General features: G+C 57.4%; 18 protein-coding genes. 7 read left to right on the forward strand and 11 right to left on the reverse strand.

The window, feature by feature from the left end; genetic code table 11:
- Positions 1-252: 252 nt before the first annotated feature.
- From AS89_RS17110 to AS89_RS19045, 7 genes are all read right to left on the reverse strand, one after another.
- Positions 253-747: an outer membrane beta-barrel protein gene (locus AS89_RS17110; protein WP_010131717.1), complete on the reverse strand. Its 495-nt coding sequence runs from the start codon at positions 745-747 to the stop codon at positions 253-255.
- Positions 748-836: 89 nt separating this feature from the next.
- Entirely contained in the window at positions 837-1,619 is a 783-nt protein-coding gene (locus AS89_RS0106775) for a heme ABC transporter ATP-binding protein (RefSeq protein WP_010131719.1), read from the reverse strand.
- A gap of 14 nt (positions 1,620-1,633) precedes the next feature.
- A complete protein-coding gene (locus AS89_RS0106780) occupies positions 1,634-2,719 on the reverse strand; it encodes a FecCD family ABC transporter permease (RefSeq protein WP_010131720.1) in 1,086 nt (361 codons plus the stop codon).
- Positions 2,720-2,834: 115 nt separating this feature from the next.
- A complete protein-coding gene (locus tag AS89_RS0106785) occupies positions 2,835-3,638 on the reverse strand; it encodes a heme/hemin ABC transporter substrate-binding protein (RefSeq protein ID WP_010131721.1) in 804 nt (267 codons plus the stop codon).
- A gap of 131 nt (positions 3,639-3,769) precedes the next feature.
- The gene (locus AS89_RS0106790; RefSeq protein WP_010131722.1) at positions 3,770-4,210 is read right to left on the reverse strand and encodes an ExbD/TolR family protein; all 441 of its coding nucleotides are present in this window, start codon (positions 4,208-4,210) and stop codon (positions 3,770-3,772) included.
- The gene (locus AS89_RS0106795) at positions 4,207-4,896 is read right to left on the reverse strand and encodes a MotA/TolQ/ExbB proton channel family protein (protein ID WP_010131723.1); all 690 of its coding nucleotides are present in this window, start codon (positions 4,894-4,896) and stop codon (positions 4,207-4,209) included. The genes AS89_RS0106790 and AS89_RS0106795 overlap by 4 nt, the downstream gene beginning before the upstream one ends.
- 104 nt (positions 4,897-5,000) lie before the next feature.
- The gene (locus AS89_RS19045; protein ID WP_010131724.1) at positions 5,001-5,723 is read right to left on the reverse strand and encodes an energy transducer TonB; all 723 of its coding nucleotides are present in this window, start codon (positions 5,721-5,723) and stop codon (positions 5,001-5,003) included.
- A 252-nt stretch (positions 5,724-5,975) separates the two neighbouring features.
- Between AS89_RS19045 and AS89_RS0106805 the strand changes: the two genes are divergently transcribed.
- From AS89_RS0106805 to AS89_RS0106820, 4 genes are all read left to right on the forward strand, one after another.
- Positions 5,976-8,069, forward strand: a complete 2,094-nt coding sequence (locus AS89_RS0106805) for a TonB-dependent hemoglobin/transferrin/lactoferrin family receptor (RefSeq protein ID WP_033230125.1) — start codon at positions 5,976-5,978, stop codon at positions 8,067-8,069.
- Between the two features lie 281 nt (positions 8,070-8,350).
- Positions 8,351-8,851 carry a heme utilization cystosolic carrier protein HutX gene (gene hutX, locus AS89_RS0106810; protein ID WP_033230126.1) on the forward strand — a complete coding sequence of 167 codons (501 nt, stop codon included), beginning with the start codon at positions 8,351-8,353 and terminating at the stop codon, positions 8,849-8,851.
- A gap of 22 nt (positions 8,852-8,873) precedes the next feature.
- A complete protein-coding gene (locus tag AS89_RS0106815) occupies positions 8,874-9,419 on the forward strand; it encodes a pyridoxamine 5'-phosphate oxidase family protein (protein ID WP_010131728.1) in 546 nt (181 codons plus the stop codon).
- 190 nt (positions 9,420-9,609) lie between these two features.
- Positions 9,610-10,179 (forward strand): hemerythrin domain-containing protein, encoded by a 570-nt coding sequence (locus AS89_RS0106820; protein ID WP_010131729.1) that lies wholly within the window; start codon positions 9,610-9,612, stop codon positions 10,177-10,179.
- Between the two features lie 16 nt (positions 10,180-10,195).
- Here the strand turns inward: AS89_RS0106820 and fnr are convergent, their stop codons facing one another.
- The 4 genes from fnr to AS89_RS0106840 form a co-directional block, all read right to left on the reverse strand.
- Positions 10,196-10,921 (reverse strand): fumarate/nitrate reduction transcriptional regulator Fnr, encoded by a 726-nt coding sequence (gene fnr / locus AS89_RS0106825; RefSeq protein ID WP_029249854.1) that lies wholly within the window; start codon positions 10,919-10,921, stop codon positions 10,196-10,198.
- Positions 10,922-10,989: 68 nt separating this feature from the next.
- Positions 10,990-12,435 (reverse strand): oxygen-independent coproporphyrinogen III oxidase, encoded by a 1,446-nt coding sequence (hemN, locus tag AS89_RS0106830; RefSeq protein WP_010131732.1) that lies wholly within the window; start codon positions 12,433-12,435, stop codon positions 10,990-10,992.
- 105 nt (positions 12,436-12,540) lie between these two features.
- Entirely contained in the window at positions 12,541-13,440 is a 900-nt protein-coding gene (mmsB, locus tag AS89_RS0106835) for a 3-hydroxyisobutyrate dehydrogenase (protein ID WP_033230127.1), read from the reverse strand.
- Positions 13,441-13,568: 128 nt separating this feature from the next.
- Positions 13,569-14,672: an enoyl-CoA hydratase/isomerase family protein gene (locus tag AS89_RS0106840; RefSeq protein ID WP_010131734.1), complete on the reverse strand. Its 1,104-nt coding sequence runs from the start codon at positions 14,670-14,672 to the stop codon at positions 13,569-13,571.
- Positions 14,673-15,209: 537 nt separating this feature from the next.
- On the opposite strand from AS89_RS0106840, the gene ettA reads away from it, so the two are divergent.
- From ettA to AS89_RS0106850, 3 genes are read left to right on the forward strand one after another with little or no spacing between them, the layout of a single operon-like run.
- Complete coding sequence (ettA, locus tag AS89_RS0106845; RefSeq protein ID WP_010131735.1) at positions 15,210-16,874, forward strand: energy-dependent translational throttle protein EttA; 1,665 nt, start codon at positions 15,210-15,212, stop codon at positions 16,872-16,874.
- Between the two features lie 49 nt (positions 16,875-16,923).
- Entirely contained in the window at positions 16,924-17,058 is a 135-nt protein-coding gene (locus AS89_RS19015) for a hypothetical protein (protein WP_258165057.1), read from the forward strand.
- 27 nt (positions 17,059-17,085) lie between these two features.
- Entirely contained in the window at positions 17,086-18,927 is a 1,842-nt protein-coding gene (locus tag AS89_RS0106850) for an ATP-binding protein (protein WP_081475691.1), read from the forward strand.
- The last annotated feature ends 20 nt before the right edge of the window (positions 18,928-18,947 follow it).

Raw genomic sequence — 18,947 nt, forward strand, 5'->3', positions numbered from 1 at the left:
AGCGGCGCATTGTACACCAAGGGAGGCGCTGCGGCGCAAAGGGTGCACATGAAACCATTTCATTTTGGGCTAAAAATCTGCTAACGGAGGGGGTTCCACTTCCCCCCCAATGAGACGCAGATATTTGAGGGCCAAACAGCGCTACTGCGGCAAGAGACGCAAAACGCGGCCCGAAGACCGCGTTTTACAAAGGCTACACGCCGTATTACGTCCAGCTCGCCGCCTCTTGCCTTGAAATCGATAACTTCCGACTTAAAAGCGGAACACCAGAGTTCCAGACCAGAGGTTCACATCTTCTTCCACCAAAGTGTACTCGGCTTCGAAGTTCATGCTTTCCGAAACATTGAAGCCAGCGCCCAGGCCCAATGACAGACCAGCTTCAGAAGCAGAACTACCTCCAAAATCCACACTTTCATTCAAAACACCGAGGCGGCCCTTAAAATAAATATCACCCTGACTGCGGTAGGTACCGTATAGAGCCACAGTGGTAATCGAATAGTCTACGGTTCGTGACCCATAGAAAGTATCGAAGTCGTATGAGCCTTTGGAGAGAGAAGTAGTAGCCTCACCCTCAACGCCCCAACCAGAAGACCAGGTGCGACCCACGCGCGCTCCGGCATTAAACGGGCTATCCCCTCTAATGTCAGTAGCCATCAAGCCAACAACAGTACCGAAATAGCTCCCCTCACTAGCCTGCGCACCCATTGCGCAACCAAGCAGAACGAGCGCAGCCAAAACTTGCTTCATCATTTACCCCTAAATGTTTATTACTTTTTTGGTGGGCGCATTCTATTGCAAGAATTTAGATGCCAACAACCCGGCACAATTACACGCCATTACAGCAACGCGCTGTAGCCGGCCACATCCACCAGCTGGCCGCGATAGCCGTAAACCTGCTCGATCAGGGCCGGCTGCAACAGGTCGGCGGGCGGGCCGTCGGCCTGGATGCGGCCACGCGCCAGCATCACCATCCGATCGGCATAGCGGGCGGCCAGGTTGAGGTCGTGGAGCACCGCGATCACCGCGGTTTTCTCATCGGCCACTTCCCGGGCCAGTGCCAGCACTTCGTGCTGGTGCTTGAGGTCCAGGGCGGAGGTGGGTTCGTCCAGCAGCAGGATCTTTTCATCGCTGGGGTCGGCGAGGCTGAGCTGCGACAGCACCCGGGCCAGCTGCACCCGCTGCTTCTCGCCACCGGACAGGCTCGGAAACAGGCGGTCGCGCAGGTGCCATACGTCGGCGCGCTGCATAAAGTGCTGGATACGCGTGTCTTGCTGTGCCCGTGACAGGCTGCCAGGCCCCAGGCCGAGCAGCACGACTTCGCGGCACGTAAAAGCAAAATTTAGATTGGAGTGCTGCGCCAGCAGACCGTAGCGGCGAGCCAGGGCCCGCCGCGCCTTTTGCGAGCGGTACCAGTCCGCCTGGGGGCGGCCCAGCAGCTGGATATGGCCCGCGTAACTCAGCTCCCCACTGATTGCGCGCAACAGTGACGTCTTGCCACAACCGTTGGGGCCAAGCAGCGCCGTCACTTGACCACAGTGAAAATCCAGGGAGATATGTTCCAGCAGCGGCGATTCCGCGCGCGGGTACCGGATCGAAAGGTCAGAGATTTTTAACAACACGGTGATTCCTCCCCTCAGGCAATCTGGCGGCGCTGCTGCCACAGCAGGAACAGGAAGAACGGCGCACCGATAATGGCGGTGAGGATACCCACCGGCAATTCGGCGGGGGCAAACACACTGCGCGCAATGGTATCAGCCACGGTCAGTAGCAGGCCACCGAGCAATGCGCTGTACGGAATGAGAAAGCGATGGTCCGGCCCGCGCAGCAGGCGCACGATATGCGGGACCACCAAACCGATGAACCCAATAATCCCGGATACCGACACCACCGCACCCACGGCGATGCCGTTCAGCACAATGATCTGGCGCTTCAGGCCGAGCACATCCACTCCCAGATGACGAGCTTCAGACTCCCCCAGCAACAGGGCATTGAGGTCCCCAGCACGACGCCAAAGCAGAACGCTACTGGCCATAAAGATACACCCGGTGACCAGCACCGAGGTCCAGGTAGCTCCCGCCAGCGAGCCGAGCTGCCACATCGTCATATCACGCAGGGCAGTATCGGTCGCCACGTAGGCAAACATGCCGAGCACGGCTCCGGCCAGGGCCGACACCGCAATACCCGCGAGCAACATCATCACCACCGAGCGCCCCCGGTCACCGAGGACATACACCAACCAGGTGGCCAGGATTGCCCCGGCGCTGGCAAAAGCGGGCAACAGGAACCACTGCACCTGTTCAAACAAAGTGCCCGCCCAAGAGCCGAGAAAACTGAGAGCACCGAGAGAACCGGCGAGCACACTGCCAAATACCAGTACGGTGCCCGCGCCCACCGCGGCGCCCGAGGAAACCCCGATAATGCCGGGCTCCGCCAGCGGGTTGCGGAACATGCCCTGCAACACCGCACCGCACATGCCCAGAGTGCCGCCCACAATCAGGCCGAGCAGCAATCTCGGCAGGCGGATTTCACCCAACACCAGGGCGTACTGCTCCGGTACATCCAGATCCAGCGCACCCGGCCAGGTCCAGTGCAGTAACCCCGCCACCACATCTTGCCAGGCAATATGCATAGCGCCGACTGCCAGGGAGAGGCCACACCCCAGCAACAGCAGTGCGGTCAGCACTGGCAGCAGGCTTTTATCACTCAGGCGTAACTCCACGGGACGGATACCTCAATTCGATCTATTGCGCGCACGCGGGCCCTGCCCGGCGCATCGCCACTATACCTTCAATCAGCCTTTCTATCAGGCCGCCTCACAACCGGTGTCCATCGGTTTATCGGCTTGCCGCGATTTTCTCATTCAATTTCCTGGCTTCGCGCAGGCTCGCCAGTCCCAGACCACCCAGTAACGCATAGCCATCCACCGCAAAAAAGGCAGCTCGGTTGCCGGCCGGGGTCAGCTTGAGCAGCGGTTGCCACGCCAGCAGTTCAGCACCACCGCGCAACTGCTCTGCCTGATCATCGGAAAACAGGATCCAGTCCGGGCGCAACTCGACCAGAGCTTCATCGGACAACTGCTTGTAACCGTCAAATGTCACCACATTCACACCGCCGGCCAGCCGAATCAGGCTGTCCGGACTGGTACCAACCCCAGCTGCCTTCAGGCCACGGCCATTCTGCGCACGCACAAACAGGATGCGGGACGGTTGCGACAGCGTTGCGCGCGCCCGCTCCAGAGCAGCCAACTGCTCCCGGACACGTTGCTGCACCACATCTGCGGGCTTACCCAGTACTTCGCCCAGCCGCTGAATGTTTTCCAGTAGCTGCTCGCCACTTTGCGCCTCGGGCAATTGCACGATTTGCACACCGGAACTCTCCAGCAGTGTCAGTGTGTTGGCCGGCCCCATATGACTGCCCCCCACCAGCAATTGCGGATCCTGGGCCAGCAGGCCCTCGACCGGCAGTTGTCGGTAGTAACCCACCACCGGTAACGGGCGAAAATCTGCAGGCAAGCGCGTAGATGAATCCACCGCAATTAGTTTGTTGCCGCCACCCAATGCGAGCAGCAGTTCGGTAATAGAGTGTCCCGCGCTGATCACACGCTCCGGTACCGCCAGGGCAACACTACTGACGAGCATTAGTGCGGAAGCCCCAAACAAACGGGAGAGTGAGCGTTTCCATTTCCATATCCAATTACAAGGTTTCGGGAAATTCATAGTGCAAATCCAGTCGCAAAAAAATCTTGTTCACGGTTGATCGAGGGCAGTGTTTATCGCGCGCTTGTCGTATGAGGCTGCAAGGCAATCTCAGCCACTTCCACGCCCTGCTTCTGCAACAGCGCAAACAGATCCAGCATCCGCTGTACCGGGACATTGCGGTCCGAAGCCAGGGCAACCGGGCGATCCGGCTCTGTAGCCAGTAACGTCATCAACGACCGCTCGAATTCCGCTTGTGTGCGGAAACCCTCGCCATCAATACCCCAGAGTTCGGGGCCATCATTGGAGAGAGAAATCGTCAGCGGGTGCGCAGGCATGGCGGCAGCGGCGTGTTCGCTGGCCGGCAAATCCATTGGCAGCGATGCCAACCGCATATTTGCGGTCAGCAGCAAAAACACCAAAACGATAAAAATAATATCCAGCAGCGGCGTCAGGTCAGGTGCCAGGTTGGCCATGGAAAACTGCCGCGCATTTTCCGGGGTGACGCGAATCACTGGGCCGGCCCCGCAATATTCACCACATCACGCACACAGGTTTGCGGGGTTTTACAACACGGGTCTAGCCCTTCGAGCCACAGGTTGCCGCGGTTGAACAAATGCTCGAGGTCCGCCACCACCCGGTCGCTCCAGATCGCCAGCAGGTGGGCGCCGGCAATAGCCGGCAAGGCGACGATGAGGCCAGCGGCCGTTGTACTGAGGGCCATGCCCAGGCCGTCGGCCAGTAGCGCCGGCGTCACCGGTTCACTGCTGCCGGAAAGGCCGGCAAACATTCCGATCAGCCCAAGCACGGTACCGAGCAGCCCCATCAAGGGACTGAGAATGCCGATCACCATCAACAGGCGCAGTCCGCTGTGCAACCGACGGCGCTGATCCTGCAGCCAGACTGTGGCGATTTCTTCCCGCTGCGGTTTTTCCGCCTGGCGATGCTGCAGCAATAGCGCCGTTGCCTGGCTCGCCAGCGCCCGTTCTGTTTCGCATTCGCGCGCGAGTCGATCGAGATTGTCCTCCTCCGAACACTGCAAGCGCCGGAAAGAACCAGTAAACCCTCGGTGACCGGTGGTCAGCAAAAACCACAGGCGCTCTCCAAGAAGTGCCAGAGCCAGCGCAGACACAACAAGCAAGGGCCAGCCCATAAGGCCGAGCTGCATAAAAAAATCCGCTAGGGAGAGATGCTCGAACATTTCGATCTCATAAATTTCCGTGGACCGGAGTATTTACCGGCAATGTATTTACCGGCGTTTTTTCACCAGTGCTTTCTCGAGTAATTCTCACAACCGGCATACGTTTAGAGAGCAAACCGAATCGGTAACTGCACCCGGGAAACACGCGCGCGGCCGCCCTCTCGATAAGGAAGAAAATTCCATTCGGCAACGGCTTTCAGGGCCGCTTCGTCCAGGCTGTCCACACCGGAGGACTTCACCAGGCGACGCACCACCTGGGCGCCCGCCTGATCCAGCTGAACCTCCACTACCACCGTGCCCTGCTGTCGGCGTTTACGTGCCAGTTCTGGATAAACCGGGGGGCCAGGAGGGCTAGCGAAGGCCGGGCGCTCAACCAATACCGGCTCATGGCTCACACTCTGGTGCGTGCTTTTGGGGGCACTCGCTTCATCTAGTGCTTTCGTTTCCGCGGCAAGCTGAGCTTGCGCAACGCTCGCCTCAGCCTTTTTCGGCACCGGTTTAGTACTGGGCTTTTGCGCCACAGGCTTTTTCATGGGTTCGGGTTTGGTAACCGACTCAGGTTTTGCAGCTTTTGACTTAGGTTCTGGCCTGGGTTCTAGCCTGGGTTCTGGCTTTTGCGCCATCGGTTTCGCCGGCTCGGGCTTTACCGGTACTGGCGCCTCCACTGCTTGCTGTGCAGCCGAGGCAGCAGCGAGTTTGAGCTGGCCAAGCTTCAGCGCTGTGGTACCAGAAGGAGCCTGCTCCGCATCAACCGCGGGCGCTGCCCGCAGCAGCCACGCGTGCAGCGCAAGCGAGCAGAACACCATAATCAGCAGGCGCTGTTTCACTCTTTATCTCCACTTCCTGGCGGTTCTTGCATCCACGCGGAGAGCGTCACGGTGCCCTCCTGCCATTACTGCAGCGCAGCGTAGCAACTCAAATCGCATTACGCAAATACTAATCGTTCGCATTTACAATCTCCATTGCATCTACTACGATGGTGCGCATTCGCAGTTACCCAGCAAACCATTTGGGGACGGCAACCAACGGCACCCTTCCAGTGCCAGCTACCAAGGAACGTCACAGACAAGGGCATGTTCATGGATCACACCAAAACACCGCACATCCACCCACTCGCCGCGGCCGTGCTGGCCCTCACCGCAAGCACTGCCGCAGCACAAGACAACACTGCAGACCAGCCAGTAATTCAGTTCGGTGAAGTGCTGGTTGCCGCGGACCGCAACCCAGCAGCCAAGGAAAAAGACGAGAGCATCGTTGTGGTTGAGCGCACCCAGCTAGAAGAACAGCAACCCGAGTCCATCGCCCAGGCGCTGAAATACGAGCCCAATATCGAAGTGGTCGGTGGTCCGCGCTATTCCAACCAGTCGCCGAACATTCGCGGCCTATCTGATACCCGAGTTCTGCAGACCATTGACGGCGCACGCCAGAACTTCAATTCCGGCCACCGCGGCACTTACCAGCTGGACCCGGAACTGTTGAAGCAGGTAGAAGTGAAAAAGGGCCCGGCCTCCAGCCTGTGGGGCTCCGGCGCGATCGGCGGTGTTGTCGCGATGTCCACCAAGAGCGCTTCAGATCTGCTGAACGGTGACGACACCTTCGGTGGTTATGTGAAAGAAGAGCTCGGTAGCAACGGTAACTCTAACGAAACCACGGTTGCCGCCTATGGCCTGTCCGGTGACTTTGGCTATCTGATAAATGCTTCCGTATCCGAAAACGACAACGTGGAGATCGGTGGCGGTGAAGAGCTGGCAGACAGTGCCGGCGAAAACACCGCCCTGTTGGCCCGCGGCGGCTTGAAGATCGGCAACAACCAACGTGTGGACATCTCCTTCCGTCACAACAACCGTGATGAAGCAGTACCATCCAATCCGAATGCCAATGTTGGCACCAGCTCCCCGCTGGTTGAGCGCGACATTACCGATCAGAACGTAACCGCCAATTACTGGGTACAGGCAGGAAACAGCAAGCGCACCGACGGCGCCGCCCGCCACACAACAAAAGTCACGGTTTACCGCAACGACACCCAGTTTGAAGAGTTCCGCCCGACCCAGGGTGACTCTTCCCTTGGTACCTTGGGTCAAAACGACAACACCGAAGTAACTACCACCGGTATCGCCATCAACAATGCTACCGAAGGTTTCGGTGCGCAATGGGTATACGGCCTGGACTGGTATCAGGACGATGTGACCACCGTACGTGACGGTGACAACCGCCCGGAAAACATGAATGCGGACACCGACGTAATGGGTGTTTATGCGCAGGCCGCCTTCACCTTCGGCGACACCTTCACCCTGACCCCGGGTGTTCGTTACGACCGATTTGAAGCAGAGAGCCAACAACTGGAAGACTCCGCTCGCGACGACGGCGCGGTCTCCCCGTCGCTGGCTGCAGAAATCAAGGCAACTGAATGGTTGTCCCTGAGCGCCAGCTACGCCACCGCCTTCCGCGCACCTGGCGTTGAAGAGATGTACACCCAGGGCACCCACTTTGCCTACGGCGACTTCAGCTTTATGGGCCTGGGCTTCCTCGCCAACACCTTTATCCCCAACCCGGACCTGGAAGCGGAAGAAGCCAAGAATGTCGAATTGCGTGCGGATATGGTGTTCAGCGGCCTCGCCACCAGCGAAGACCAACTGACTGTGAGTACTGCAGTTTTCCGCAACAAGGTGGATAACTTTATCGAGCAGGTAGTGATCAACCCGCACTTCATGCTGGGGTTCCCCATGAACACGACCTACCTGAATGTGGATAAGGCCGAACTGAAAGGTTTCGAGCTGGATGTGAACTATCTGGTGAACGAGCTCGAGTTGGGTATGAACTACGGTCAAACCGAAGGCAAGGACCTGTCTGACGATAGCTACCTGAGCAACATCCCGGCGGATAAAGTGGTATTGGATGTAGGCCACTATTTCCTGCAACGCGACCTGAAGGCAGGATTCCGCAGCACGTTCATTTCTGCGCAGGAACAATTGCCAGAGGAAGAGACTCGCGAGTTTGGCAACTACAACCTGACCGACGCCTACGTCACCTGGGAGCCAGCCACCGGAAGCCTGAATGGCCTCAAGCTGGGCCTCGCTGTGGATAACATGACCGACGAAGAATACCAGGTAGCCTTCCAGGAACTGTATATGCCGGGTCGCAACATTAAGCTTTCTGCAAGCTACCGCTTCTAACCAAAGGCTAACAAGCCACGGGCCAACACGACCGGGCGACCTCCGCGGGTAATAACTTGGCAAACGATTGCCGACAGGTTGTTTGACAAGTTATTACCCGTGGAGGTCGCGGCCCTCGAAGCTCAGAAGCTCAGAAGCTCAGAAGCCCGGGAGCCCGGGACTTCGTAGCCCGCCGAATCTGCGGTGGCCACTACGCAAACAACCTGGCGGCAATCGTTTGCGTAGTGGCCACCCCAGCTTCGGCTAGCTCAGTAATTACGGATTATTTTTTGGTGTTGTTTATGCAGGACAAAGTACAAGAATTACTTGCAGGTGAAGGTGGGTTCACATTGGAGCAAATGGCGAAAAAACTCGAAACCAGCGTGCGGGAGATCATTGCCAACCTTCCTCAGGAAATGGCAGCACTGGCTGGCAGTGAAACTGTGTGGAGTCTGATCGAGGAATTGCCCAGTTGGGGCATGGTGACTGCGATTGTACAAAACGAAGGTTCGGTGTTCGAGTTCAAGGGCGAGTTCCCCAAGGGCAGTATTGCCCACGGCTACTACAACTTTATGCACCACAAGAATCCCTTCCATGGCCACTTGCTGGTGGACGGCATCGTGGAAATTGCGTTTGTCAGCAAACCGCACCGCGGGGCGGAAAGCCACTCAATCGTGTTTTTGGCGCCCAGTGGTAACTGCGTGTTCAAAGTATTTCTGGGCCGCGACGCGGAGCGCAGACTGATCCCGCAGCAGGTTGAACGATTCAAACAATTGAAGCAGCTGGCGAGCGTCAGCGCTTAATTTTCTCAGGGGAGATACGGATATGAGCGAACAAAGTAACCAAGCACCCAAAACTGACGAAGGCGCTGATCTGGTGGCCGAAGTCCGCGACTTTATCGCCACCCGCAAACTGCTGAATCTCGCGAGTCTGGCAGAAGATGGCCAACCGCATGCGAGCACCGCTCCTTTCCTCGCTGCCGATGGCAACTTCTACCTGTACGTGTCTGACCTTTCAGAGCATGCCGCCAACCTGAAAGCAAACAGCAAGGCATCTGTGATTTTTAATGCGGACGAGGCCGACACCAAGCAAGCGTTTGCTCGCCTGCGCGTTACCTTCAACGTTGTCGCCAGCCTGATCAAGCGCGATGGCGAAGCTTGGCGAAACCGCATCGAGCAGCTGCGGGAAAAATTCGGCCCGGTAATGGACCACCTGAAAGACCTGGAGGACTTTAATCTGTTCGAGTTGAAGCCGAGCGCTGGCCGTTATGTAAAAGGCTTTGGCCGGGCCTACGCGCTGGAAGGCCTGGAAAAACAGGTTGCCCTGCATCTGCAAGACGGCCACAAAGAGAAGAAAAGCGACGCAGCCTGAGGCTGACGAAAAAACACACAAAGCAGTGCGCGCCGGCCTTGCGGGGCGCACTACTCCACCCGATGTTCTCGCACTCCGCCATCACCACGCTTCCACTTGATCCACATCAAATTCTATTTTCTGTAGCGGGCAACAATAGTCCTATTGGAACTTTCCGTTAGAACTATGGGATGCCCTATGGAGATGCATGATGCACAAGATCTACCAGCAGCTCTGCTGCGACCACAAACAGATGCAGCAGCTGCTCGGTGCATTTGAGGGCTTACTGGAGCAATTGGGCAAGCAGGATAGAGATCCCGCCACCCTGCCGCTTATTCTGGAAGCACTGGACTACTTTTCCGTCTACCCCGACCAGTGGCACCATCCAATCGAAGACCTGGTATTTGAGCAGTTGCTGGGTAAGTCCGTGGATGTGCGCGACGTAATCAACAAGACCCTGCGTGAGCATAACCAGATCGCCGAAGCGACCCGCAAGATGGGACAGCTGTTTTATGCGGTAGCAAATGACGCGGCGGTAGAAAGGGAGCAGCTATTCAGTGCCGCCCACGAATACATTGTGCTGCAGCGCAAACACATGCAGCGGGAAAATGAAATTCTGCTGCCGCTGGTGGCTGACCTGCTGACACAGGAAGATTGGGATTGTATTCAGGACAAGATCCACCAGCGCCAGAGTGCGCACTTTAACGCCGGTGTGAAGCGACTTTACCAGGCCGCGTACAAAGATGTAGCCGACGCCGTGCCGCTGGAAGTAACCGCGTGAACGCGATCGCAAAAAATCAGTTTTCGTAACTGCAATGGGTGCCCGCTAATTCACTGAGGGCAATCGGATCCAGGATGGTGACGGAGCGCCCTTGCACGCGAATCAATTCTTGTTTTTGGAAGCGGGAAAGCAGGCGACTTACGGTCTCGGCCGTAAGGCCAAGATAGTTGGCGATATCGATCCGCTGCATGGACAGCACGAACTCGCTGGCGGAATAACCACGACGTGAATAGCGGCTGGAGATGTTCACCAGTAACGCTGCCAGGCGACTGTCCGCCGAGCGCTTACCCAACAGTAACAGCGCTTCATTTTCCTGCTTTAATTCCTCAGAAAAAATACTGTAGATCTGTTTCTGCAAAGCGGGCACCTGCTGGGCCAGCCCTTCCAATTGGGTGAACGGCAATACACACACGCTGCTCTCTTCCAGCGCCTCGGCATAACCGGGGTGCATACCACCACTGTAAGCATCCAAGCCCAGCAACTCGCCGGGCAGCGCAAAATGCGTGACCTGGGTATCACCATCGGCACCGATCACCGCTGACTTGAAACTACCGGAACGGATCGCATACAGGCTGTCGAAAGGATCGCCGGCACGGAACAGAGCTTCACCCGCACGCACGACTTTCTTCTTGCGAGTGACCAGTTCCAGGCGCTCAATATCGCCATCGCTCAAGCCCACCGGCAGGCATAGCCGGCGTACGGAGCAATTGCTACAGCTGACAGCAGGGGAAGTTTTCTTCATCGGACTATCGGTTCACCAAGCGTGCGTTTAACCCAACTCGTTGTCTGGATTGTATCCATTCACCGCCGCTAAAGCACCCGCGAATAGCGCGCAGCCTTTTCGACACCATGTAAATAAGAATCAAAAGCGGCGGCCGCATTGCGCAGGAACCAGCGCCCACGCTCGGTGACGAAAAGGTCACCAGTGGTCTGGCCCAGCAAGCCATCGTCAAACATCGGCTGCAGGCGCGCAAGCTCCGCCGCAAAACCGGCTGCGAACGGTAACCCGGTGCGCCGCTCAATCTCGCGCTTGTCGATACTCAGGTGGCACATCAATTCCATGATTAGCCACTGGCGCAGGCGGTCGTCTTCAGAGAGCTGCCAGCCGCGGGAAATCGCCTCACCCCGCTCGCTGATCGCCGTCGCATACTGTTTTAGACTGTGCTGGTTTTGCCAGTAGCCATCCTTGCTATAGCTGATCGCAGAGGCTCCCAGTCCCACCAGCGCATCCGCAGGCATCAGTGTATAACCCTGGAAATTCCGCGCGAGTCGACCCTCTGCCGCCGCCTGTGACAGCGCATCCTGCGGGCGCGCAAAGTGGTCCATGCCGAGGAATACGTAGCCAGCTTCCGTCAGCCGGCGCGTGGCCGCCAGCTGCATGGCAATTTTCTCGGACGGCGCAGGCATCAGGTCGGAATTGATCAGGCGCTGGGACTTGAAGCGCTCCGGCAGGTGCGCGTAGTGGTAAAGCGCGATGCGGTCAGGCGCCAGGTCGAGCACCGCATCCACGGTCTTCTCCAGGCTCGCCACATCCTGACCAGGCAGGCCGTAAATAAGGTCATAGGAGATGGATCCAAAACCCTTGGCACGCGCACCCTCGGTCAGCTCGCGCACCTGCTCCACACTGCATACTCGGTTAATCGCGCGCTGTACGTCCGGGTTGAAGTCCTGAATACCCAGGCTCAGGCGATTGAACCCGAGTTCGCGCAGGGTATCCAGCGTTTCGATTTCCAGCGTGCGCGGGTCCGCCTCGATGCTGTATTCCACATCATCATCAATGCGCAGGTCGAAGATCTCGCCGAGTCCCGCCATTAAGCGACGCAGATCGCCATCATTAAGGAAAGTGGGCGTGCCCCCGCCCAGATGCAGCTGTACCACTGGCGCCCGCGCTACCCGATCGCGGTACCACTGCGCCTCTTTCAAGACATTCTCCAGGTAATGCGAGGCCAGCCCGTATTGCTGGGTAATTACCTTGTTGCAGGCGCAGAAGTAACAGAGAGAGCGACAGAATGGGATATGTACGTACAGCGATAGTGTTTCGACATTTTTCAGTGCTTGCCACGGCTGAATCTCGCCACTATCCCTATCACCGCCTTGCTCACCACTTTCCAGGGAGACAAAGCGGTCAGCGGTGGGATAGGAGGTATAGCGTGGGCAGGGGCCCGCGTAGCGCGATAGCAGCTCGGCCGACAGTAGTTGCTCACAGGCGCGGGGAATACTGCCTTCGCTAACAGTGGCGTCGATGTGGTTGACCATCTGAGGGGCACCTCTGATCCTGACTTACGCGGTGGAAAGTCAGGCAGCGTACCCGCCGGTCTGCCTGCGACAATTGACCTAGATCAAGCGCCGCAGGCTTTGGCCTCAGTCGCCGACTGGGCGCCGGAACAGGTTTTGAATAGAAGAGAAATCCAGCGCACGGTTGACGGCGTCTCCGCCGTGCAGCTGGTAGAGGTTTTTTGCCAGTGCGCCGAGCGGGGTAGACGAGGCGCTCCCCGCGGCAGTATCCATGGCCAGCCCCAGGTCTTTCAGCATCAGCGCCACCGAAAAACCGCCGTTGTAATCGCGGCTCGCCGGCACACCCGCCATCACCCCGGGGTAAGGGTTGTACTTCTCCAGCGACCAGTTGCCACCGGAACTCGCGCCCATGATCTCGGAGAGCACCGCGGGGTCGAGGCCATTGTCCACTCCCAGCTGCAGCGCTTCGGCGGTCCCGATCATATGGATTGCCAGCAGCATGTTGTTGCAAATTTTTGCCACCTGCCCGGCACCGGCCGGGCCGGCATGGAAAATATTTGCCCCCATTGCCTCGAGTACCGGCCGGGCAGACGCCACCGCGCCGTCCTCGCCACCACACATAAACGACAATGTGCCGGCCGCGGCTGCGGCAGTACCGCCAGAGACTGGCGCATCCACCGCAGCAATTCCCCGCTCACCCGCTGCGGCGATCACCTGACGCGCGTCGTTGGCGGAAATCGTGGAGCAGTCGATGAGCAGCACCTCCGGATGCATGGCCTGGATCAAACCGTGTACGCCGAGATACAACGAACGCACGGCTTCACCGCTGGGCAGCATGGAGACCACCACATCGGCATCTTCAACGGCCGCAAGCGCGCTGTCTGCTTTGGCGCAGCCATTGGCGACAGCGCTCTCCAACATCGTTTTTGACAGATCGAACGCGGTTACTCGATAACCTGCCTTGACCAGGTTCGCCGCCATGGGGCCGCCCATGTTGCCGAGACCAATAAACGCTACCTTGTTCATTTGCATACACCCTTCATCCACACACATCCTTTTTGATTATTTTTGCTTTATCCGTCGCCGCCTTATTCCCTACCTGAATACAGGATCTCCGTACGGAAAAAAGGCGGTTAATTTCCCGTACACAAACGCTATAGATCTGCCAGCGGGCTTTGCTTCCAGGGCGCCGCAAAGCAGCGCTCGATATCCTCGCGGGTAACCTCTGCGAGTGTCGCCGGTTGCCATTGCGGCTGGCGATCCTTGTCGATCAGCAGTGCCCGCACCCCTTCCTTCACCTGGCCGTTACGGCACATGTTCACTGCCAGTGCCAGCTCCATGCGCAGTACTTCCGCCAGCGACATATGCCGGCCGCGGCGCAGCTGCTCCCACACAATCCAAGCGGTGAGCGGGCAGCCTGCCTGCATGGTGGCCGAGGCACGCTGCAGCCATTTGTCATCGCCACTATAGGCGGCAATGTCCGCATAGACTTCCGGCAGGGTCGCGCCGTCGGTCAGTACCTGAATCGCATCGTAGTGGGTACGCAGGTTGGAACCCGGCTGCTCGGCACTCGCCATTTCCAGGGACTGCACCTGCTTGTTCACCAGTACATGGTTCTGGTCGATATCCCCGGAAAACTCTAGTGCCGCGAGGCCATTCAGTAATGCGTCTTTGCTTTCGCTGGGCAACAGGCGATCGGCCATGCCACAGTAGATCGCATCAGCGCCATTAAACTGGGCTCCGGTCAGGCCGAGGAACAGGCCGGTGCGCCCCGGCATGCGATTGAGAAACCAGCTGCCACCCACGTCCGGGAACAAACCAATGGTGATTTCCGGCATCGCCATGCGCGTGGTTTCGGTGACGATTCGATGACTGGCGCCACTCATAATGCCGATACCGCCGCCCATCACGATGCCGCTGCCCCACACAACAATAGGTTTGGGATAGGTGTGGATGCGGTAGTCCAGGCGGTATTCACGGGTGAAGAAGTCCTGTACGAACTGGCCCGCGCTTTGCTCCCCGTAACTGCCCGACTCTCGATGCAGTGCCACCACATCCCCGCCGGCGCAAAGCGCCTTATCCCCTGCTCCCTCGATCCAGATGCAGGCCAGGGTGTCGTCCTGTTCCCATGCATCGAGCTGGGCGGCCAGAATATCGATCATGTCGAGGTTCAGAGCATTGAGTGCTTTGGGCAGATTCAGCGTCAATTTGCCGAGCGCGCCCTGACGCTCAACGATTACGGGTGATTCCTGGGTCATACTGGTTCCCGGTTGTGTTATTTGGGGCAAAGTTAAACATAGAAGAGGTGTTGGTGGCATTACCTCCTTCTTGTGTCGGAGATTGGTGGTACGTTCTATTGCAAGGCTGGAGGCGGCGAAGCACCGGGTAGGGGTTTTCAAAATCGCTGCAAGTACATCCATGTAAGCTGCGTCGGCGACGTCCCTGTCGCCGACGCTTTTGAGAACCCCTACCCGCCACTACGCCTTCATATCAAATACGACACTACGTAGCCTGACAATTCCGGGGTGCATCGAAACTGCGACTCTCGATGCGAAGGCGCTGATATCGGGAAACCCCTCGCAAGACCGTACGCGGCCAGGACGGCCGCGTCCGAGCCCCCATGGATGGGTTCACGGCGCGTCTTGCGAGGGGTTTACCGTTAGCAGGGCCGCCACAGCGCCATCAGACAAACACCGCAGGGCTTCCAAAGCCCCACACAGACAACGAGCAGGTTGAAGTTTTCCAACAAACTGATAACTTGCGCGCAAATTCTGACCGACTGGATTAGAGCGCTAATGGCTGAATACGTATACACAATGAACCGCGTGGGCAAGGTTGTTCCGCCCAAGCGCGAGATTCTGAAAGATATTTCCCTGTCCTTCTTCCCCGGCGCCAAAATCGGCGTACTGGGTCTGAACGGCGCCGGTAAGTCCACCCTGCTGCGCATCATGGCGGGTGTCGATCAGGACTATAACGGTGAAGCCCGCGCCATGCCCGGCATCAAGGTGGGTTACCTGCCGCAGGAGCCGCAGCTGGACCCGGAGAAGAACGTACGCGGCAACGTCGAAGACGGTGTGCGTGAAGCCATCGACGCCCTCGCCGGCCTCGAGCAGGTCTACGCCGACTACGCCGAGCCGGACGCCGACTTCGACGCGCTGGCCAAGAAGCAGCAGCAATTTGAAGACGTAATCCAGGCTTGGGACGCACACAACCTGGAGCACCGTTTGGAGGTGGCTGCCGACGCCCTGCGCCTGCCACCGTGGGATGCCGACGTCACCAAGCTCTCCGGTGGTGAGAAGCGCCGTGTGGCCCTGTGCCGCCTGCTACTGTCCCGCCCGGACATGCTGCTGCTGGACGAACCCACCAACCACCTGGATGCGGAATCCGTATTCTGGCTGGAGCGCTTCCTGCACGACTTCGAAGGCACCGTCGTCGCCATTACCCACGACCGCTACTTCCTCGACAACGTAGCGGGTTGGATTCTGGAACTGGACCGCGGCCACGGTATTCCCTGGGAAGGTAACTACACCACCTGGCTGGAACAGAAAGAGAAGCGCCTGGAGCAGGAGCAGAAAGGCGAGCAGGCTCGTGCCAAGGCTATGCAGAAAGAACTGGAATGGGCCCGCCAGAACCCGAAAGGCCGCCAGTCCAAGAACAAGGCCCGCCTGTCCCGCCTGGAAGAAATGCAGTCGCAGGAATTCCAGGCCCGTAACGAGACCAATGAAATCTACATTCCACCGGGCGAGCGCCTCGGTGACAATGTGATCGAACTGAATCACGTGAGCAAGGCGTTTGGTGACCGGGTACTGATCGACGATCTGTCCTTCCGTGTACCCAAGGGTGCCATCGTGGGTATCGTCGGTGGTAACGGCGCCGGTAAGTCCACCCTGTTCCGCATGATCAACGGCACCGAGCAACCGGACTCCGGTGAGATCAAAATCGGTGAAACCGTACAGATCGCCAGCGTCGATCAGAGCCGTGAAAACCTGGACGACAACAAGACCGTATGGGAAGCCGTGTCCGACGGGCACGATATGCTGAAGATCAACAACTACGAAGTGGGTTCGCGCAACTACATCGGTCGCTTCAACTTTAAAGGTAGCGACCAGCAGAAACGCGTAGGCGAACTCTCCGGTGGTGAGCGCGGTCGCCTGCACCTGGCCTATACCCTGAAGCAGGGTGCCAACGTACTGCTGCTGGACGAACCGTCCAACGACCTCGACATCGAAACCCTGCGTGCACTGGAAGAAGCCCTGTTGAGCTTCCCGGGTTGTGCGATGGTGATCTCGCACGATCGCTGGTTCCTCGACCGTGTAGCGACCCACATCCTCGCGTATGAAGGCGACAGCAACGTGGTGTTCTTCGAGGGCAACTACACCGAGTACCACGAGGACTTCGTGGCGCGCAACGGTGAAAATGCCACCCCGCACCGCATGCAGTACAAAAAACTGAAGACCTAACTGTGCAGCCCTAGCTGCGCAGGTGTGTTTCTAATAAGAAGCCAGGAAATTGAAGAAGCCAGCCCAAACCGGGCTGGCTTTTTTATTACGCGGCAGAAATATTGTGCAGCGCACTAAAACCGGGCATCGCACCTTAAAAACAGGGGTGATTGCTGACACCACGACATTTCAGTATCGTGAGTAATCAAACATAACGACAAAGCCAACCGCCATGGAAAATAGTACAGGCGTCAAATCACTTGCGACACTCGCGACGTTGCCAGCGCTGCCTATTTTGCTTTTAGCCATGGTATGTCTCGGCACCTGTGAATGGGTCATTATCGGCTGGTTTCCAGAAGGATCGCCGCCAATCGTGCACGCGGGAAGGGTATTGATTGCATCGGCACTGATTGCGCTCGCCTGGCACATCAACTTTCGACGGCAAAAAAATCTGAACGGGCGTCTGGCGAAGCTGCTCGTCAAACAGGAAAGTCTCAACAAACTCAATCAACAGGAACTGCACGAGCGCGAAGTTGCGCAACACAAGCTTTCCGACCAACTGGAATTCCTCCAGATCCTCATCGACTCGATCCCCGCCCCCATTTTCTACAAAGACAGCGAAGGTATCTACACCGGCTGTAATCGCGCCTTCGAGAAGTTCCTGGGAAAACCACGAGAACAGATTGTCGGGCAGTCGGTTTATGGAGTCTCTGAGGGACCGCAGGCCAAGGTCTATCACGAAAAAGATCTGGAACTTATGCGTCAGCGTGGTCACCAGGTTTATGAATCACAGGTAGCCTATGCGGATGGCACCCTGCATGACGTGATATTCAACAAGGCGGCCTACGAACTGCAAGACGGACGGCTCGGTGGCTTGATTGGTGTGATCCTAGATATTTCTGAACGCAAGGCACTAGAGAGAGACCTGTTACAGGCGAAGGAAACCGCCGAGTTTTACAGCCGCTCCAAGACCCAGTTTCTCACCAATATGAGCCACGAGATACGCACCCCACTCAATGCCATTGTGGGCTTCAGCCAAATTCTCCAGAGCCGCACCGCACATATTTCGCCTACCGAGGATTTTCATGATTTCCTGCAAAAAATTTCGATTAGTGGGCAACGGCTGGCAGATCTGATTAATGACGTTCTGGACATTTCCCGTATTGAGGCCGGAAAGATTGAAGTCGTTGAAGAAGACTTTGCACTACAGAATCTAATCAACGGTATTTTGGCATCCTGTGAGCCGCAGGCGTTCACCAAACAGCTGAAAATCGTCTCGCACGTGGATGCCACACTGCCAAAAACGATCCGCGCGGACCGCGGCAAGCTTTCTCAGATACTGATAAATCTTACCGCTAATGCGATCAAGTTTTCCCCTGATAACAGCGAAATCAAGATCGAATTATTCAATCGAAATCATACGTATCTGGATATTGAGGTGCGTGACCAGGGCATCGGCATACCACTGGAACAACAGGCGATTATTTTTGAGCCCTTCGAGCAGGTCGACAAATCTTTGGACGGGCAGGCCGGGGGCACCGGACTGGGATTACCCATCACCCGCAGACTGGTCGAACTCCTTGGGGGAGACATTGGGCTAGACAGCGCAGAAAATACCGGCACCTGTTTTACCGTACGACTGCCATTGCGCGAAGGACAGCCGGTAAAGAAAACCCCACAGAACTCAACGACAACACCGGGCACCCTCGACGGCCTTCATGTCCTCATCTTTGAGGACAACACACTGAACCAGGCACTGATGCAGGCGTTCTGTGATGACCTGAATATCCAGGCCACCTTTGCTGACAATGCCCATGACGGACTGAGCATGGCGCGGGCTATGCAGCCAGACTTGATATTCATGGATGTACAGCTGCCCGGGTTAAGCGGCATTGAGGCAACCAAAAAAATACGCAGTGATCCTGCACTGTGTAGTATTCCGATTATCGGGCTGTCGGCAGCGGCATTCAGTGACCAGCAAAACATGGCGCGGAAAGCCGGCATGAATGACTACCTGTCAAAACCGATTGCATTCCCTTCACTCAAGGCAGCAATCCACAGAAGCATGCAATAGCGTAGCTGGCCATTACATGG

It is taken from the genome of Microbulbifer agarilyticus S89, from assembly GCF_000220505.1.
GTDB classification, from domain to species: domain Bacteria; phylum Pseudomonadota; class Gammaproteobacteria; order Pseudomonadales; family Cellvibrionaceae; genus Microbulbifer; species Microbulbifer agarilyticus_B.

What these genes read in the sequence shown, in the direction of transcription:
- AS89_RS0106805 (WP_033230125.1), top strand. Translation starts at nt 5,976, where the DNA reads ATGGATCACACCAAAACACCGCACATCCACCCACTCGCCGCGGCCGTG.
- hutX (WP_033230126.1), top strand. Translation starts at nt 8,351, where the DNA reads ATGCAGGACAAAGTACAAGAATTACTTGCAGGTGAAGGTGGGTTCACA.
- fnr (WP_029249854.1), bottom strand. Translation starts at nt 10,921, where the DNA reads ATGAAGAAAACTTCCCCTGCTGTCAGCTGTAGCAATTGCTCCGTACGC.
- mmsB (WP_033230127.1), bottom strand. Translation starts at nt 13,440, where the DNA reads ATGAACAAGGTAGCGTTTATTGGTCTCGGCAACATGGGCGGCCCCATG.
- ettA (WP_010131735.1), top strand. Translation starts at nt 15,210, where the DNA reads ATGGCTGAATACGTATACACAATGAACCGCGTGGGCAAGGTTGTTCCG.
- AS89_RS0106785 (WP_010131721.1), bottom strand. Translation starts at nt 3,638, where the DNA reads ATGCTCGTCAGTAGTGTTGCCCTGGCGGTACCGGAGCGTGTGATCAGC.
- AS89_RS0106840 (WP_010131734.1), bottom strand. Translation starts at nt 14,672, where the DNA reads ATGACCCAGGAATCACCCGTAATCGTTGAGCGTCAGGGCGCGCTCGGC.
- AS89_RS0106815 (WP_010131728.1), top strand. Translation starts at nt 8,874, where the DNA reads ATGAGCGAACAAAGTAACCAAGCACCCAAAACTGACGAAGGCGCTGAT.
- AS89_RS0106820 (WP_010131729.1), top strand. Translation starts at nt 9,610, where the DNA reads ATGCACAAGATCTACCAGCAGCTCTGCTGCGACCACAAACAGATGCAG.
- AS89_RS17110 (WP_010131717.1), bottom strand. Translation starts at nt 747, where the DNA reads ATGAAGCAAGTTTTGGCTGCGCTCGTTCTGCTTGGTTGCGCAATGGGT.
- AS89_RS0106795 (WP_010131723.1), bottom strand. Translation starts at nt 4,896, where the DNA reads ATGTTCGAGCATCTCTCCCTAGCGGATTTTTTTATGCAGCTCGGCCTT.
- hemN (WP_010131732.1), bottom strand. Translation starts at nt 12,435, where the DNA reads ATGGTCAACCACATCGACGCCACTGTTAGCGAAGGCAGTATTCCCCGC.
- AS89_RS0106850 (WP_081475691.1), top strand. Translation starts at nt 17,086, where the DNA reads ATGGAAAATAGTACAGGCGTCAAATCACTTGCGACACTCGCGACGTTG.